11 protein-coding genes and 1 riboswitch are annotated in these 15809 nt (G+C 74.5%); of the genes, 3 read left to right on the forward strand and 8 right to left on the reverse strand.

Features of this window, described 5'->3' with window-relative positions:
• Nucleotides 1-26: 26 nt before the first annotated feature.
• Entirely contained in the window at nt 27-401 is a 375-nt protein-coding gene (locus NH2_RS06935; protein ID WP_067650042.1) for a copper resistance CopC family protein, read from the forward strand.
• Nucleotides 402-432: 31 nt separating this feature from the next.
• Here the strand turns inward: NH2_RS06935 and NH2_RS06940 are convergent, their stop codons facing one another.
• The 5 genes from NH2_RS06940 to NH2_RS06960 all read right to left on the reverse strand — a co-directional run bounded on the left by NH2_RS06940 (nt 433) and on the right by NH2_RS06960 (nt 7691).
• Entirely contained in the window at nt 433-1629 is a 1197-nt protein-coding gene (locus NH2_RS06940) for a molybdopterin-binding protein (RefSeq protein WP_067652413.1), read from the reverse strand.
• A 24-nt stretch (nt 1630-1653) separates the two neighbouring features.
• Nucleotides 1654-3918 carry an ABC transporter ATP-binding protein/permease gene (locus NH2_RS06945; protein ID WP_067650045.1) on the reverse strand — a complete coding sequence of 755 codons (2265 nt, stop codon included), beginning with the start codon at nt 3916-3918 and terminating at the stop codon, nt 1654-1656.
• The gene (locus NH2_RS06950; RefSeq protein WP_067650048.1) at nt 3915-4898 is read right to left on the reverse strand and encodes an ABC transporter permease; all 984 of its coding nucleotides are present in this window, start codon (nt 4896-4898) and stop codon (nt 3915-3917) included. The genes NH2_RS06945 and NH2_RS06950 overlap by 4 nt, the downstream gene beginning before the upstream one ends.
• Nucleotides 4895-6472: an ABC transporter substrate-binding protein gene (locus NH2_RS06955; protein ID WP_067650051.1), complete on the reverse strand. Its 1578-nt coding sequence runs from the start codon at nt 6470-6472 to the stop codon at nt 4895-4897. Before NH2_RS06955 ends, NH2_RS06950 begins: the two co-directional genes overlap by 4 nt.
• 39 nt (nt 6473-6511) lie before the next feature.
• A riboswitch (cobalamin riboswitch) is annotated at nt 6512-6640 on the reverse strand.
• Between the two features lie 91 nt (nt 6641-6731).
• Complete coding sequence (locus tag NH2_RS06960; RefSeq protein ID WP_067650054.1) at nt 6732-7691, reverse strand: DUF389 domain-containing protein; 960 nt, start codon at nt 7689-7691, stop codon at nt 6732-6734.
• A gap of 150 nt (nt 7692-7841) precedes the next feature.
• On the opposite strand from NH2_RS06960, the gene NH2_RS06965 reads away from it, so the two are divergent.
• The gene (locus tag NH2_RS06965; protein ID WP_067650056.1) at nt 7842-8216 is read left to right on the forward strand and encodes an SHOCT domain-containing protein; all 375 of its coding nucleotides are present in this window, start codon (nt 7842-7844) and stop codon (nt 8214-8216) included.
• 19 nt (nt 8217-8235) lie between these two features.
• Nucleotides 8236-10059 carry an alkyl/aryl-sulfatase gene (locus NH2_RS06970; RefSeq protein WP_067650059.1) on the forward strand — a complete coding sequence of 608 codons (1824 nt, stop codon included), beginning with the start codon at nt 8236-8238 and terminating at the stop codon, nt 10057-10059.
• Between the two features lie 142 nt (nt 10060-10201).
• On the opposite strand, the gene NH2_RS06975 is transcribed toward NH2_RS06970, so the two are convergent.
• From NH2_RS06975 to NH2_RS06985, 3 genes are all read right to left on the reverse strand, one after another.
• Complete coding sequence (locus tag NH2_RS06975) at nt 10202-11023, reverse strand: DNA/RNA non-specific endonuclease (protein ID WP_067650062.1); 822 nt, start codon at nt 11021-11023, stop codon at nt 10202-10204.
• Nucleotides 11024-11047: 24 nt separating this feature from the next.
• Entirely contained in the window at nt 11048-12976 is a 1929-nt protein-coding gene (locus NH2_RS06980) for a trypsin-like serine peptidase (protein ID WP_067650064.1), read from the reverse strand.
• Between the two features lie 203 nt (nt 12977-13179).
• A complete protein-coding gene (locus NH2_RS06985; protein WP_067650067.1) occupies nt 13180-15780 on the reverse strand; it encodes a helix-turn-helix transcriptional regulator in 2601 nt (866 codons plus the stop codon).
• Nucleotides 15781-15809: the final 29 nt, after the last annotated feature.

Genomic DNA, 15809 nt, shown 5'->3' on the forward strand with positions numbered 1-15809 from the left:
TCGTGATGCGAAGGAGTGATGCGGGTATGCGGAAGTGGCTGCGAATGCTGGTCCTGACGATGGCGGCGGTGGCGGTGATCCTCGCGCCGAGCGCCGTGGCCGGTGCGCACACCTCGCTCAGCACCACCGATCCCGCGCCCGCCTCGGTCGTCACCGTCGCCCCGCAGCAGGTCACGCTGACCTTCGCCGCCTCGCTGCTGCCCGACGCCGCCGCGCTCACCGTGACCGGCCCGGACGGGGTGCAGTACCAGACCGCCACCGTCGTCTCCGGCAGGCAGGTCTCGACCGTGCTGCGCGGGCTCGGCCCGGCCGGGGTCTACACGGTGAACTATGCCGTCCGCTCCGACGACGGGCACCTGCTGCGCGACGGGTACGGGTTCCTCTACGCCCCGGTCGCCTAGCGGGACAGCGACGCGGCCCCGGTCGGGTGGGTCAGCGCGGCAGGAGCAGCAGCTCGACCGGGCCACCGCGATCGGCGGCGGGATCGAGCAGCGCCAGCGCGTCGGCGCCGATGAGCCCGGCCAGGTGCGGGGTCTGCACCGCGCCGATGCTCTGCCAGACGCCACCGGGCAGCTGCCGCACCGGGACCGCGCGGGCCACCGTCCCGCTCATCGCGGCCCCGGTGACCCGGCCGTAGCGGCGCGCCCGCGTGCTGCGGGCGGTCAGCGCGTCGACGATGGCGGGAGCGGTGACCAGCAGCGCGGCGACCGCCGCGAGCGGATTGCCCGGCAGCGCCAGCAGCACCTGCCCGCCGGGCAGCACCGCGACCAGCTGGGAACCGCCGGGGCGCAACCCGACCCCGTCGAGCAGCACCCGCGCACCGAGCGCGGCGAGCGCCGCGCGCAGATGATCGGCGCTGCCCCGGCCGGTGGCGCCGACCATGATCACCAGCTCGCGGCGCTGCTCGGCACCGAGCCACGCACTCAGCAGGTCGGGGCAATCGGGCAGGTGCCGCAGCTCCGCGCAGCCGATATCGACGGCCCGCAGGTACTCCGGCAGCACCGCGGCGAGGCTGTCGCGGGTCTGCCCGTGGCGCAGCGGCCCCGCGTCGGTCCGGATCTCGTCTCCGGTGAGCACCACGTCCGCCTCGACCGGGCCGCGCACCCACAGCTGCACCGCCTCGGCACTGGCCGCCGCCGACACCACCGCCGGGCACACCCTGGTGCCTGCCGCCGCGAGCAGCTGCCCCTGCGGCCAGTGCTCACCGGCGCGGCGGGTGTCGTCCCGCGCCGGCTCGGAGCGATCGTGCACCACCGTGGCGCGCTGCCCCTCGCGGTGCAGCCGCACGACCTCCGAGCGCAGCACCGCGGTGGTGCCGCGCGGGGTCGGCGCCCCGGTGGCGATCCGCACCGCGGTCCCGCCCGCGAGGGTGCGGCTGCTGGGGTGGCCCGCCCGCACGACCTCCGAGCGCAGCACCCACGGCCCGGCTCCGGCGACCGCATAGCCGTCCATGGCGGCGGTGTCGACCAGGGGCAGCGCGGTCGCCGTCACCAGATCGGCGGCCAGCGTCGCGCGCAACCCCGCCGCGGGGGAGCAGGCGCGCGGTGCGAGCGCGGCGATCCCCTCGGCGAGGAGGGCGGCTATCCCGGCGACCGCCACGGCGGTGCCCGGTTCGGCCGCCCGCGTCATCACGTCCACACCGGGCTCCTCCGCTCACCTGCGACCACTACCGCGATGATCCTCACCACCGGAGATGACCGGCGATTTTCTCGGCAATTGCGGCGCGGTCACCATCCGCTCACCCGGCGGCAGGCGGCGCTGTGCGCCGAGCTCGATGACCTCGTCGGCCAGCCGCTCGACGACCTGCTCCTGGTGGCTGATCACGAGCAGGGCGACTCCGGCGGCGCGGAGTTCGCCGAGGAGATCGAGCACGGCCGCGGCGGTGCGCCGGTCCAGCGAGGCCGTGATCTCGTCGCAGAGCAGCACCGCCGGACCGGCGGCCAGCGCCCTGGCCAGCGCGGCCCGCTGCTGCTGCCCGCCGGAGAGCTGGGCGGGGCGCCGCGCGGCCAGCCCGGGATCGAGCCGCACCGCCGCGAGCAGCCGCCGGGTCTCCGAGGCGGCCTCGGCCGCGGTCATGCCGCGCAGCAGCCGCAGCGGCCGGGTGATCTGGGCGCCGACCGAGTGCGCGGGGTTGAGCGAGGTGGCCGGGTTCTGGAAGACCAGCTGGATCGCGCGCCGCTGCGCGCGGGTCCGCCGGTCCACCCGCGGGTGCAGCGCCCGGCCGTCGAGGGTGAGGCTCCCCGAGCGCGGCGGGTGCAGGCCGGCCAGGGTGCGGGCGAGCGTGGTCTTGCCCACCCCGGACGGCCCGGTGACGGCCAGGCAGCGGCCGGGCCGGAGCGTGAACGACAGCTCGGCGGCCACCGCGCGGTCGTGCCCGATGGTGAGGCCGGTGACGCGCAGGATCGGCTCGGTCTCGGTGCAGGCGGGCGCTTTCCGGATGGCAGGCGACGGCGGAACGGCGACCCCCGCGGGCCGGAGCGACACCAGCCTGCCGCGATCCAGTTCGGCGATGTGGTCCACGACGGAGCCGAGAGCGGCCGGGTCGTGGGTGATCACCAGCAGCGTGCTCGCGGTGTCACGGCGCAGCCGCCGCAGGGTGGCCACCAGCTCTTCCCGCGCCCCGGCGTCCAGCCCGGTGGCCGGCTCGTCGAGCACCACCACCGCCGGGTCGCCGAGCAGCGCCATGGCCAGCAGCACCCGCTGCTGCTGCCCCCCGGAGAGCTGGTGCGGATACCGGCGGCGGAACTCGCGGTCGTCCGGCAGCCCCACGCGCCGCAGTGCCGCGCCGACCGGGGCGCCCCCGTGCGGGCGGGCGATCTCGGCGATGGCGGTGCCGATCCGCAGCGCCGGGTTGAGCCCGGTGGCCGGGTCCTGCGGCACATAGCCGACGGTGCGCGCCCCGTCTCCGGCACCGGTCGACACCTGCCCCTCCGCGCTGAGCCCGTCCGGCAGCGCACCGAGCACCGCGTGCGCGAGCGTCGTCTTCCCCGCCCCGGAGGGCCCGATCACGGCGACGGCGCTACCGGCAGGGAGCGCGAAATCGATCCCGTCCAGAATCCGAGTCCCATCGGCGGCCCGCACACCGAGCCCGCACACCCGCAGGCCGTCCCCGTCGCCCCGACCGGGCTGGCGCGCTGCCCGGCCGGTGTCGAGTGCGCGGTCGCTCACCATGTTCACGGCGACGACCAGCGCCATGATGAGCAGCGCCGGGGCGAGCACCGCCACCGGCTGCACCGCGAACCCCTGGCGATTCTCGGTGATCATGAGCGCCCAGTCCGCCGACGGTGGCCGCAGCCCGAGCCCGAGGAAACTGCTCACCGCCACGATCGACACGGTCGCCGAGAGCCGCACCCCGGCATCGGCGGCGAGCACCGGCCGCAGATTCGGCAGCACCTCCACCAGCGCCAGCCGCCACAGCGGCTCGCCGCGTGCCCGCGCGCTCTCCACGTAGCCGGTGGCGGCGATCTCCACCGTCGCGGTGCGCACGATCCGCACGATCCAGGGTGTCGAGGCCAGCGCGGTCGCCGTCGCCACCGCCACCGGACCCGCCCCGAGCGCGGTGGCGAGCACCGCGAGCAGCAGGAACCACGGCAGCACCACCACGGCGTCCACCGGGCGGCTGATCCACGGATCGGCGCGCCGCCGCAGCCCGGCCACCACCCCGAGCCCGATCCCGGCGGCGTAGCTCAGCGCCAGCGCGAGTGCCGCGATCGACACCAGCGGCAACCCGCCGTGCAGCACCCGGGAGAGCACGTCGCGGCCGATCACGTCGGTGCCGAGCGGGTGCCCCGCGCCGGGGGAGCGGAACGGCGCGCCGATCACCGCGGTCGGGGAGTGCGGTGCGAGCACCGGCCCGGTCAGCACGAGCAGGAGCACCGCCGCCGCGACCAGCGCCCACCCGGTTCTGATCCGCGTCATCGCCGCTCCAGCACCAGATCACGCGCGCGCGGCGAGGTCAGCATGGTCACCAGGTCGGCGAGCAGGTAGAGCCCGATCCCGGCCGCGGCCAGCAGCACCGCCGCGGACTGCACGAAGGGGAAGTCCCGCCCCGCCACCGCGCGCAGCAGCTCCTGCGAGACCCCCGGATACCCGAACAGCGTCTCCACCACCGCGACCCCGCCGATCAGCCCGACCAGCGAGCCGGCAAGCGGATGCACCGCCGCCGAGACGGCGTTCGGCGCCACGTGTTTCAGCAGCAGCCGCGGCCCGCGCACCCCGTTGAGCCGCGCGGTGCGGATGTAGGGCGCCGCGACGACCTGCGCGGTCTGCGCGCGCACCATCCGCACCGGGTGCGGCGCCAGCCCGGCGAGCAGGCAGAGCACCGGCAGCACCAGGATCTGCGGCCGGCTCCAGGCGGGCACCCCGGTCGGCAGCAGCGAGACCGCGGGCAGCAGCCGCAGCGTCAGCGATACCGTGGCGATCAGCACCACCCCGGAGGCGAAGGGCGGCAACGACTCCGCGGTCAGCGCCCCCATACTGATCGCCCGATCGGTGCGCGAGCCCGGCCGCGCCCCGGCCAGCAACCCGAGCCCGAGCGCCAGCGGCACCAGCAGCACCGCCGTCACCAGCGCCAGCACCGCGCTGTTCGCCATCCGGCCGAGCAGCACGTCCGCCACCGGCCGCCCGGAGAGCAGCGAGGTGCCCAGATCGCCGTGCGCGAACCGCGATGCCCAGTCGGCGAAGCGCACCGGCGCGGGCCGGTCCAGCCCGAGCTCGGCGCGCAGCGCGGCCAGCTGCTCGGGGCTGGGCTCGGCCCCGCCCCGGCGCGCGAGCACGACCGTGGCGGCATCGGAGTCCAGCGCCTCGAACAGCACGAAGACCAGCACCGCCACCGCCGCCAGGACGACGACGGCGGTGCCGAGCCTGCGCAGCGCCCACCGGGTGAGCGCCGCGTTCACCCCGCCAGCCAGGTGGTGGCGTAGTTGGCCCAGTCGTCGGTGCCCGGTACCCCGTCCCGCATCCCCCCGACCTTCGCGCGCGCCGCGTCCGGGCGCTTGGCGAAGCTGTGCAGGATGAGCCCGCCCTCGTTCCAGAGCTCCTCCTGCAGCTCGGCGTAGAGCGCGGTGCGGCGGGCCGGGTCCATGGCGGCGCGGGCCTCGGCGAACTTCGCGTCCCAGCCGGGGCGGCGCCAGCCGGTGCCATTGCTCGGCGAGGTGCTGGTGGCGGTCTGGCCGTAGAAGTAGTCCAGGCTGTAGTTCCACCAGCCGAGCTGGGTGAGCGGCTGCTTGCCGCTGATCTGCGAGAAATAGGTGTCGGCGGGGGCGGATTGCAGCGTGATGGTGATGCCTGCCTTCGCGGCGTGCTCGGCGAAGAGCGTGGCGGCCTCCACCTGGCCGGGCAGCCCGTCGGCGGTCGGCAGCGTGACGGTCAGGTTCTCCTTGCCCGCCGCGCGCAGCAGCGCCCGCGCCCGCTCCGGGTCGTAGCCGCGCTGCGGCAGCCGGTCGTGGTAGAAGGGCGCGCCCTTGCCGTAGATATCGTTGCCGACCTCGCCGTAGCCGTAGTACAGCGCATCCGCCATGGCCTGCCGGTCCACCGCGAGCCGCATGGCCTGGCGCACCCGGACGTCGTCGAAGGGGGCCATGTCCACCCGCATCTGGAAGGCGCCCATGAGCCCGGCGGGCGGCACGATCACCCTGGCATCGGGGTCGCCGGCCAGGGTGCTCGCCTGCAGGTAGCTCATCTCGTGCACCACGTCGGCCGCGTTGGAGAGGAAGGCGTTCATCCTGGCCTCGGTCTCCGCGATCTGGATGATCTCGACCTCGTCCAGCAGCGCAGGGCCGTCCCAGTGCAGGTCGTTGCGGCGCAGCAGCGTCCGGTCGCCGGGCGCCCAGTGCGCCAGGGCGAACGGGCCGGTGCCGACCGGGAGCGTGCGCGCGTCGAAGGTGGTGGTGCCCGCCTTGATGACGTAGCAGTACCAGCCCGCGAGCACCGAGCCGAAGTCGGCGAGCGGGTACTTCATCCGCACCACCACCGCGTGCTCGCCGTCGGCGCGGGTGTTCGCCAGGTCGATCATGGCGAGGTCGCCCGCCGACGGCTTGCCCGGGTCGAGCATGCGCTCGAAGCTGAAGAGCACGTCGCGCGAGGTCAGCGGGGAGCCGTCGCTGAAGCGCACGCCCCGCCGCAGCACGATGCGCCAGACACTGCCGTCCGCGTTCGGCTCCAACGCCTCGGCGAGGCGGTAGCGCAGGGTGAGGTCGTTGTTGTAGGCGACCAGCTTGTCCCAGACGTTCTTCGCGACCGCCCCGCCCGCGGAGCTGCCCGCCTCGTACGGGTCGAGCACGTCGGCCGCCGCCGAGCGGCCCGCGATCGCGGCGCGCAGCCGCCCGCCCCGCCGCGGCGGTCCCTCGGCGACCAGCGGGCCGTCGCCGGTGCCGCAGCCGGTGAGCAGCGCGGCGCCGCCGAGCGTCAGCCCGGCCGTGCCGAGCAGAAATCCGCGCCTGCCGATGCGGGCGCGCGGTGTGGAGTTGTGCATTGCCATCCTCGTGGGGTGTGTTCCCGGTACCGCGGACGCAGGTGTCCTGGCTCCCGGATCGACGCTCCCCACCGGCCTTCCGACCCGGGTAGGTCGTGGCCACGAAATCGGCGGGTCACTCCTCGGTGACAGTTGCGGGACAGCCCCGGATTCGCACCGGTGTTCCCTGCCTTCCGCCGCCGAACGTTACCGGGTGCCGCGATCGCGGCCGTACACGAACTACCCGGGGGTGATATCGCCCGCCGGCCTCGCGGCCGCCCTACTCGACGGTCCGCGAACCGACGGTGTGCACGATCACCATCCGTGGCTCCCACGGAACGATCTCGGCGACGCGGCGGCGCAGCTCCGCGGGGTCGGGCAGCTGCGGCGGGCCGAGGATCGAGATCGTGGCGGTGTGGCCGTCCACGGAGACGTCGGTGACCCGGGCGCCGGGAACGTCGCCGATCCAGCTCTGCGCCGCGTCGGCGATCCGGCCCGCCCACAGGGTGGAGAGCGAGTTCACCACCATCGGGATCGCGACCAGCAGCAGGGCCGCGGCGAGCACGACGTAGGCGCGCCCGCGCCGGGAACCCGCGCCCCCGGTGGCGTAGCCGGCCGCCACCAGCACCACGGTGCAGGTGACGATCAGGGCCAGGACATTGGAGGTGAACAGCACGAGCGCGCCCAGCGCCGACGCCGGGGCCCCGGAGCCGAGGCACACGCCGACCACGCCGAGCGGCGGGACCAGCGAGATCGCGATCGCCACCCCGGGCAGCACATCGCCGACATCGCGGCGGGTGACGGCGACCGCCGCGACCAGACCGGTGGCGAGGGCGGCGGTGAGGTCCATGAGCTTCGGGGAGGTGCGGCCGAGCACCTGCGAATTGGCCAGCACATCACCCGGATTCGGCAGCACCTGCGCGAACAGGAAGCCCAGCCCCACCACCAGCGCCACCCCCGCGAGCACGAGCAGCAGGCTGCGCGCGATCAGCGCGGCACTGCCGGTCGCGATGCCGAGCGCGATACCGAGGATCGGCACCGACAGCGGGGCCACGATCATCGCGCCGATCACCGTCGCGGTGGAGTCGCCGATCACCCCGGAGACGGCGATCACCGCCGAGAGCGTGAGCATGATCCAGAACGCCGACCGCTTGGCCAGCCGGTCGCCGGCCGACAGGTCGAGGCGATCGTGGAGCTCGGACACCGAACGCCGCTGCTCGGTGGGGAGGAGATGCTGCATCGCGGACCGTCCTTCCGTACCGCCCGCATCACCGTAGGCCCGCGGGAGCGGCGGCGATATCACCCGAAACGGGTGATACCCGAACACCGTTAGCGCCGATACCGTCGCCGCTGACGCCGCCGACCGCGCGGTGCCGGAGGGAGCCGGAAGATGTCGGTTTGGGAAGCCTTGTGGCTGGTCGTGGTGAGTTTCGCCTTCATCGCCTACCTGCTGCTGCTGTTCTTCATCATCGGTGACCTGTTCCGGAACCGGGAGAGCTCCGGCTGGGTGAAGGCGATCTGGGTGGTGTTCCTGTTCGTGTTCCCTCTGCTGACCTCGCTGGTGTACCTGATCGTGCACAGCCGCGGGATGGCCGAGCGCTCGGCCGAGGCAGCGCGCCGGGCGCACGACGCCCAAACCGCCTACATTCGCGAGACCGCGGGCACCAGCTCGGCCGCCCAGATCGCCGACGCCAAGAAGCTGCTCGACGAGGGCACCATCAGTGCCGAGGAGTTCGAGCAGCTCAAGTCCAAGGCCCTGGCCTGACACTCGCACGGAGGTAGGCATGACCGAGCAGCTGGACTTCGAGGACACCACCGACTTCGACAGCGCCACCCGCGGCTACCTGGGCGCGCTCGACCCCGCGGTGATCACCACCGCCGACGGCCGCCCGGTATGGGACGGCACCGCCTACGACTTCCTCACCGGCGCCTGCCCGGACACCGTGCACCCGAGCCTGTGGCGGCAGGGGCAGCTGTGCAACCTGCAGGGGCTCTTCGAGGTGTGCGAGGGCATCTACCAGGTCCGCAACCTGGACCTGTCGAACATGACCCTGGTCGAGGGCGAGCGCGGGGTGATCGTGATCGACCCGCTCATCTCCGCCGAGACCGCCGCCGCCGCGCTGGAGCTCTACCGGCGCCACCGCGGCGACCGGCCGGTGACCGGGCTGATCTACACGCACTCGCACGTCGACCACTTCGGCGGCGCCCGCGGCGTACTGCCCGACGCCGACGCGCAGGTGCCGGTGCTGGCCCCCGCCGGTTTCCTGGAACACGCCGTCAGCGAGAACGTCTACGCGGGCAATGCCATGACCCGCCGCGCGATCTTCATGTACGGCACCGGGCTGGAGCGCGGCCCGGCCGGGCAGGTCGGCTGCGGGCTCGGCATGACCACCTCCACCGGCGCCGTCACCCTGATCCCGCCGACGGTCGACATCACCGCCACCGGGCAGACCGAGACCGTGGACGGGGTCCGCATCGTCTTCCAGCTCACCCCGGGCACCGAGGCGCCCGCGGAGATGAATTTCCTGTTCCCGGAGCGCCGCGCGCTGTGCATGGCGGAGAACGCCACGCACAATATGCACAATGTGCTCACCCTGCGCGGCGCGGTGGTGCGCGACAGCCGCGTCTGGGCCCGCTACCTCGACGAAGCCGTCGCGCTCTTCGGCGAGCGGGCCGACGTCGCCTTCGCCTCGCACCACTGGCCCACCTGGGGCGCCGAGAATTGGACCAGCTGGCTCACCGGCCAGCGCGACATGTACGCCTACCTGCACGACCAGACCCTGCGGCTGCTGAACCGCGGCATGACCGGCACCGAGATCGCCGAGGAACTGCGTTTCCCGCCCGCCCTGGACCGGCTGTGGGCCAACCGCGGCTACTACGGCTCGCTCTCGCACAATGTGAAGGCCGTCTACCAGCGCTACATGGGCTGGTACGACGGCAACCCCGCGCACCTGTGGGAACATCCGCCGGTCGAGACCGCCCGCCGCTTCGCCGCCGACTACGGCGGCGTGGACGCGCTGGTCGCCAGGGGCCGCGACTACGCCGAGCAGGGCGACCTGCGCTTCGCCGCCACCCTGCTCAACCACGCCGTCTTCGCCGAGCCCGGCCACGACGGCGCCCGTGCGGCGCTCGCCGAGGTCTACGATCGCCTCGGCCACGGCGCCGAGAACGGCACGTGGCGCAACTTCTTCCTGGTGGGCGCGGGTGAACTCCGCACGGGGGTGACCGACGTGACCGTCGACACCGCCGACCCGCAGATGATGCTCGCCCTCCCGGTCGAGATGCTCGTCGACTCGCTCGCCATCCGGATCGACGGAATGCGTGCCGCCGCCACCGATTTCACCATGGACTGGCACCTCACCGACCTCGACCGCACGATCCGCCTCACCCTCTCCCGCGGCGCCCTCACCCAGCGCACCGACACCCCCGAGACGCCGCTGCCCGGCAAGGCCGACGTCACCCTGACCCTCACCAAACCGCAGCTGCTCGGGGTGCTCGGCGGCGCCGGGCTGGACGGGGTCGGCATCGACGGCGACGACTCCCTGCTGACCACGCTGACCGGCCTGGTCGAGACCCCCGATCCCCGGTTCCCCATCGTCACCCCCTGACCGTTCGCGCCGGGTGCCCGCGCTCGCCCCGCCGGTGGGAGTACTCGCGGCCGAGCGAGCCCCTCGGGTGCGGGTCGCCCGGCATGCTCGCGGTGAACGGCGGCCACTCGAACCGCGCGGCGGCCGGCGGCGCGCCTCGTGGCTACCAGCGGATCGCCGCGAGCGAATCCAGCGGCGCGGCCGCCGATTCCGCGCCGATCGGCAGATCGGCCTCGTGCAGCACGGCCGGGAACCGCACCCCGGTGCGCTGCTCGATCGCGGTCAGCGGCACCTGGAAGACCCGGAACTCGTCGAGCTCCAGCGCCTCCAGCGGCGCCAGGTTCTGGCCGAGCAGGAAGGCGCGCGCCCGCAGCGCGCCGCGCTCGGTGAAGACCAGGACCTTCCAGTACTCGCGCGGGATCGGGACGCCGCGGTAGACGCGGTCGTCGGCGGCGAGGACCGGGCCGCCGAAGACACTGACCTCGAGCGCGTCGACCTCGGCGTCGTCGAAGACGGCGTCCTCGAGCCTGCCCCAGAGCCCGGCGCGGGCGCTCTGGTTGAAGTCGTCCATCTGCGGGGCGATATTGGTGTAGAAGAACGAGTCGGCATTGGCGCGCTCGGCCTCGCGCAGCGGACCCCAGAGCAGATCGGCGCGGCGCGCGATATGGCCGCGGTCGAGGCGGTTGTCGCGGTAGAGCTCATTGCCGATCTGCGCGTCGTCGGGCAGCCTGCGGTCCTTGACGAACTCCAGGTCCGTGCGGGGAAGCCGTTTCAGCGCCGCGCCGTCGATATTCCACGCCACCCAGATCGCCAGGCGGCGGGCCGGGCTCATGGTCAGCGAGAAATGCGTGTACGGCAGCGGGGGGGTGCTGTCGGCGTGCGCGGGCGCGGGGACGGCGGTGGCGAGGAAGGCGGGGTCGTAGCCGGTGGCGGCGGTGCGCTCGCGGCCGTCCAGCACGGCCCCGGCGGAGTTGTCGATGATCATGGGACACCTCGGGTTCGGGAGTGGTCAGCGGGAGAGCTTGCTGCCGATGGCGGTGGCCACGGCGGGGTGGGCGAGGTACTCGGCGATGTCGTGGGCGCGCTCCTTCGGGTTCTGGACCGGCAGGTCGCGCAGGTCGCCGCCCCAGGCGCGCTGCAGCGGGCAGCCGATGGCGATCGGGTCGCCGCCGTAGAAGGTGTTGATCCACTCGCCGACCCGCTCGGGGCGTTTCGGCCCGCCTGCCAGCAGCCGCTGCTGCACGGCGTCGAGCCCGAGCGGGCTGCCCGCGGTGGCGAGCAGGCTCACCTCCACCTCGGGCGGCAGCTCGGTGAGCAGGTCGAGCGCGACGACGGTGCCGAGACTGTGCGCGACCAGGATCAGCTCGCCGCGCGCGGGCAGGTCGGCGCGCACGGCGTCGAGTACCCCGCGGCGCACCGCCTCGTCCTCCAGGTAGGCGGCGACGTCGCGGAAGATCGCGCGGATGAGCAGCGAGTCCAGCCCGCTGTGCGCGGCCACCCAGGAGAGTCCGGTGCGTGCCAGGGAAAGCACGTCGGCGAATGCCTCGTCTGCCACCGGATCGACGGGCGTGGCGCCGGTCTCGGGCATTCCGACCCGTCGCGCCGCCTCGGCGACCAGGTCCGCGTAGAGCGGGGTCTCGGCGTCGGCGAGCCGTTCCCGTCCGATGCTGCCCGCCAGCTGGTCGCCGTAGAACGGGAAGGTGATGTCGGCGGGGTCGACCGGGCGCAGCCCGGCCAGGGTGAGCCCCTTGTTCAGCCCGGCCGCCCAGCCGCGCCGCAGCTCGGCCGGGTCGCGCCCTTGCTGCCCGCGGCCGTGCAGGAACACCACCGTGCGCCGGCCGGCGAAGGCGCCGGTGGCGGCGCGGATTCCGCGGCCGGGGATGGGCAGCGCCTCCCGGGTCGCGGGCGTTTCCGCGCCGGTCGAGAGCGATGCGGCGGGGCCGAGCTCGTCGAGCAGGGCGCGCTGGGCGGCGTCGAAGGCGCGCCCGCGCAGGTCGCGCAGCAGCGCGCTGACCCGGGCGCCCTCGTTGGCGATCCAGTGCACGGCGTCCTCGCCGTCGCCGGGCTGCCAGCGCTTGCCGTCGGTGCGCAGCGGGTGGCCGTCGCTGTCGGTGGCGGCGACCCCGGAGTGGTGCAGCGCGACCAGCTCCCACTGGTCGTTGAAGACCGGCGAGCCGGAGCTGCCCGGCTCGGTGTCGGAGGAGTAGTGCAGGAAGTCGTCGAGCTGCAGGTCGAGGCGGTTGCTCCGGATGGAGATCTCCTTGAGCCGCCCCATCGGGTGCCCGATGACGTTCATCGCCTCGCCGATCACGATCTTGCCCTGGTCGGCGATGAGCGGGTTCCAGCCGAACACCGCGCCCGGTGCCCTGCCGTCCGGGCCGGGCGCCACCCGGACCAGGGTGTAGTCGAGGCCGGCGTCGGTGACGAAGAAGTCCGCGGGCGCCGGCCGCAGCCGCACCGGCGCGGCCTGGGTGTTGTCGATCCCGGCCTCCGCGCGGAACTCGACCACTACCGCGGCGGCCCGCTCGGCCGACGGCAGCACGTGGTTGTTGGTGAGCAGCAGCTGCGGGGAGACCAGCGAGCCGGTGCCGAGCGGCATCTCGCGACCGTTGTGGCACAGCGAGATCCGCGCCACGGTGTCGGCGGCGCGGACGCCGCGGGTGAGGAAATTGACGGCCTGCAGTTCGTTGGCCTCGTCGATGATGCGCTCCAACGCGCGCAGGCTCTCGACCGTGGTCCGCGCCGGCACCTCGCCGGTGGCGCGCAACCGCTCGGCGCGGGCCTCGATCTGGTCGGGGGCGTCGACGACGGCGGTATTGCGGCGCGCCCGGAGCCGATCCACCTCCGCGCGCTCGGCCGCGTGCTCGCTGAAGCGTTGCGACGCGGCCTCGACCTGTCGGCATCGCGCGGTGGTCTGTGCGTCGCTACCGGTACCCATCCCGATCACCTCGGAGTGCAGAGTGTTTGCGGACTGTGCGCCAAGCATGGGCCTGATGGACCGACGGGAGCGTGCGTAGCGGGGTACGCCAATCGGGACCGCGTCTCCGGCGCTGCCCGGGTCGGCGCACCGCTCCGGCCGCGCGAGCCGAGTCCGGGACCGGGTGCGGCAGGGGCGACCGGGTAGGCCACTACCCCAATCGCTCAGCGCGGGGTGTCGGGCCAGATCAGCGCGGCGAGCTGCTCCCGGTCGGTGGTGTCGAGCTTCTGGCAGGCGCGGTAGATGTGGCCCTCGATGGTGCGGATGGAGACCACCAGCCGCTCGGCGATCTCCCGGTTGGTGAGGCCGCGCGAGATGAGCGCGGTGATCTCGCGCTCGCGCGCGGTCACCGGCAGCGGCCGGGCCGCCGCGAGCAGCGCCGGGGTGCTCGCCCCGTCGCAGCGGGCGGCGAGCCGCAGCGCGCGGGCGGCGGCCTCGGCCGCGGGCCTGCGCTGCCCGGCGCGCTCGTGCCTGGTCACCGCCTGGGCGGCGGCATCGGCCGCGGCGGGCAGCAGCCCGGCCGCCTCGAACTCCGCGCTGACCGCCGCCAGCGCGCGGGTTCCCGGCGCGGCGAGCGCGGCGGCGTGGCGGGCGTAGAGCGCGGCGAGCGGGCCCTGCACCCGCGGCGCCAGCGCACCGAGCCGGGCGGCGACGGTCCGGTCGCCGAAGCGCGCCGCGTGGTGCAGCGCCTCGGCCTCGAAGCCGAGCTGGCCGCCACGGTGCGCGAGATCGGCAGCCGCGCGGGCACATGCGATGGCCGAATGGACATTGTGGCCCGCGGCGGCGAGCCAGGCGCCCGCCAGCAGCCGGTGCGGTTCGTGCAGCGCGGTGTGCGGGCCGTCGTGCTCGCCCGCGGCCGCGAGCACCCGCTCGGCGGCGGCGACGTCGCCGAGGGTGGCGTAGGCGCGGGCAAGCAGCAGCTGCGCGGGGAGCTGCCAGGAGAGCGCGGTCTCGGCCACCAGCGCGGCCAGCGCCTGCTCCAGCGCGGTGACGGCCTCGCGGAACCGGCCGCGCGCCGCCGCCACCGTCGCGGTGCAGATCTTCTCGATCGCCCAGCCGGCGAACTGGCCGGAGGTGGAGAACTGCCCGGAGCGGGTGGCCCGCGCCTCGGCCTCGTCCAGCGCGCCCACGCTCACCAGGGCCAGCGCCTCGCCGTAGCGGATCATGGCCCGGATGACGCCGTCGGTCGGCTTGTGCTCCGCGCGGCAGCGCTCCGCGATCGGGGCGAAATCGAGCCCGCGCCCGGCCACCGGCATGGCCAGCCCGGCGGCGAAGGCCGCGAAATCCACGGCCTGGGACGGCGAGCCGGGCTGCGCGAGAACGTGTTCGGCGAGTGCGATCCCGTCCGGGATGCGGTTCTCGTGCACCGCGACGGCGGCGCGCAGCGCGTCAACGGCGAGCCGCAGCACCGGATGCCGAACCCGGTCGGTGAGCAGGGCGAGCGTCCGGTGCGCGCCCGCCGCGTCGCCGGCGGCCCAGAACCGCAGGCTCGCCACCGGGAACCCCCACTGCACCAGCTCCAGCTCGTCGAGGTGCGCCGGATCGAACCCGGCAAGCACGGCGTAGCCGTCGCGCGCCCGCCCCTGCCAGAGCAGCGCCCGGGACAGCAGCTCGGCGGCGGCGAGCCCGCCGTCGCGCTCGTGCGCCGCGCGCGCCAGCTTCTCCCCGAGCGGCAGATCCGACAGCGCCACGGCGTCTTTCGCGGCGGTGATCAGCAGCCCGGTGTCGATCGGCTGGTCGCTGTCGACGCAGAGCTGCGCCATCCGCAGCCGGGCGGGGGCGGTGTCGAGCGGCTGCCCGCGCAGCGCGGCCACGATCCGGCCCCGCCGCCGCCGCGCCGAGACCCGGCCGATCCGTTCCCGCACCACCTCCCCGAGCAGCGGGTGGGTGAAGCGCGCGGCTTCGGCGCCGTGGTCGGTGGTGATGCGGAGCAGCCCGGCCAGCTCGGCGGCGTCCACCGCGTCGGCGCTCTCCAGGTCGGCGAGGAGCTCCAGGTCGAAGGGTTCGTGCAGGGCCACCATGCGCAAAACGTCGAGCACCGCCTCGTCGGCGTGGCTCAGCCGCTCGTCCAGCAGCTCGGCCAGCCCCGACGGCACCGCGGCAGCCCCGCGCAGCTGCCAGATCCCGCCCACCCGGCTCAGCCCGCCCGCCGCCACCGCGCCCTCGACCAGGGTGCGCAGGTACAGCGGATTGCCGCCGGACGACTCCCACACCACGTCGGCGCTGAGCCCCTCCAGCGGCCCGGCGAGCACCGCCTCGACCAGGTCGAGGCACTGCTGCCGTTCCAGCGGCGCCAGCTCGCGCCGCTCCAGGTAGCCGTCCTTCCACAGCGAGGTCACCGCGCCGGGAACGCTCTCCCCGGTGCGAACGGTGGCGACGATGCGGGCGCTGCCCTCCACCGCGATCTGGTGCAGCAGCGTCGCCGAGAGCTGATCGAGCAGGTGCGCGTCGTCCACGCCGATCACCGGCTCCGCCCCGGCGACCAGGTTGTCGCGCGCCGAGGAGAGCAGCGCCAGCGGATCGCGCGAGGCGGGCGCGCTGATCCACGGCGCGAAGGCGCCGAGCGGGATCGCGCGGGAGGACTCCGTGCAGGCCGCCCAGCGCACCGGCGCCGCCAGCTGGGCGGTGACGGCGCGGGCCAGCGTGGTCTTGCCGACCCCGGCAGCGCCGACCAGCACGATCCCGCCCGCGGCGGGTGTGGTCAGCGCGGCGCGGACGGCGTCGCACTCGGCCGGGCGTTCGAGCAGTTGCCAGCTCCCACCCATGGAATGGGAGTTTAGTTCGTTTTCTGTCC

This window comes from Nocardia harenae NBRC 108248, assembly GCF_001612885.1.
In the GTDB taxonomy this organism is placed as follows: domain Bacteria; phylum Actinomycetota; class Actinomycetes; order Mycobacteriales; family Mycobacteriaceae; genus Nocardia; species Nocardia harenae.

Coding starts and splice junctions, on each gene's coding strand:
- NH2_RS06935 (WP_067650042.1), top strand. CDS start 27: ATGCGGAAGTGGCTGCGAATGCTGGTCCTGACGATGGCGGCGGTGGCG.
- NH2_RS06940 (WP_067652413.1), bottom strand. CDS start 1,629: ATGACGCGGGCGGCCGAACCGGGCACCGCCGTGGCGGTCGCCGGGATA.
- NH2_RS06945 (WP_067650045.1), bottom strand. CDS start 3,918: ATGACGCGGATCAGAACCGGGTGGGCGCTGGTCGCGGCGGCGGTGCTC.
- NH2_RS06955 (WP_067650051.1), bottom strand. CDS start 6,472: ATGCACAACTCCACACCGCGCGCCCGCATCGGCAGGCGCGGATTTCTG.
- NH2_RS06960 (WP_067650054.1), bottom strand. CDS start 7,691: ATGCAGCATCTCCTCCCCACCGAGCAGCGGCGTTCGGTGTCCGAGCTC.
- NH2_RS06965 (WP_067650056.1), top strand. CDS start 7,842: ATGTCGGTTTGGGAAGCCTTGTGGCTGGTCGTGGTGAGTTTCGCCTTC.
- NH2_RS06970 (WP_067650059.1), top strand. CDS start 8,236: ATGACCGAGCAGCTGGACTTCGAGGACACCACCGACTTCGACAGCGCC.
- NH2_RS06975 (WP_067650062.1), bottom strand. CDS start 11,023: ATGATCATCGACAACTCCGCCGGGGCCGTGCTGGACGGCCGCGAGCGC.
- NH2_RS06980 (WP_067650064.1), bottom strand. CDS start 12,976: ATGGGTACCGGTAGCGACGCACAGACCACCGCGCGATGCCGACAGGTC.
- NH2_RS06985 (WP_067650067.1), bottom strand. CDS start 15,780: ATGGGTGGGAGCTGGCAACTGCTCGAACGCCCGGCCGAGTGCGACGCC.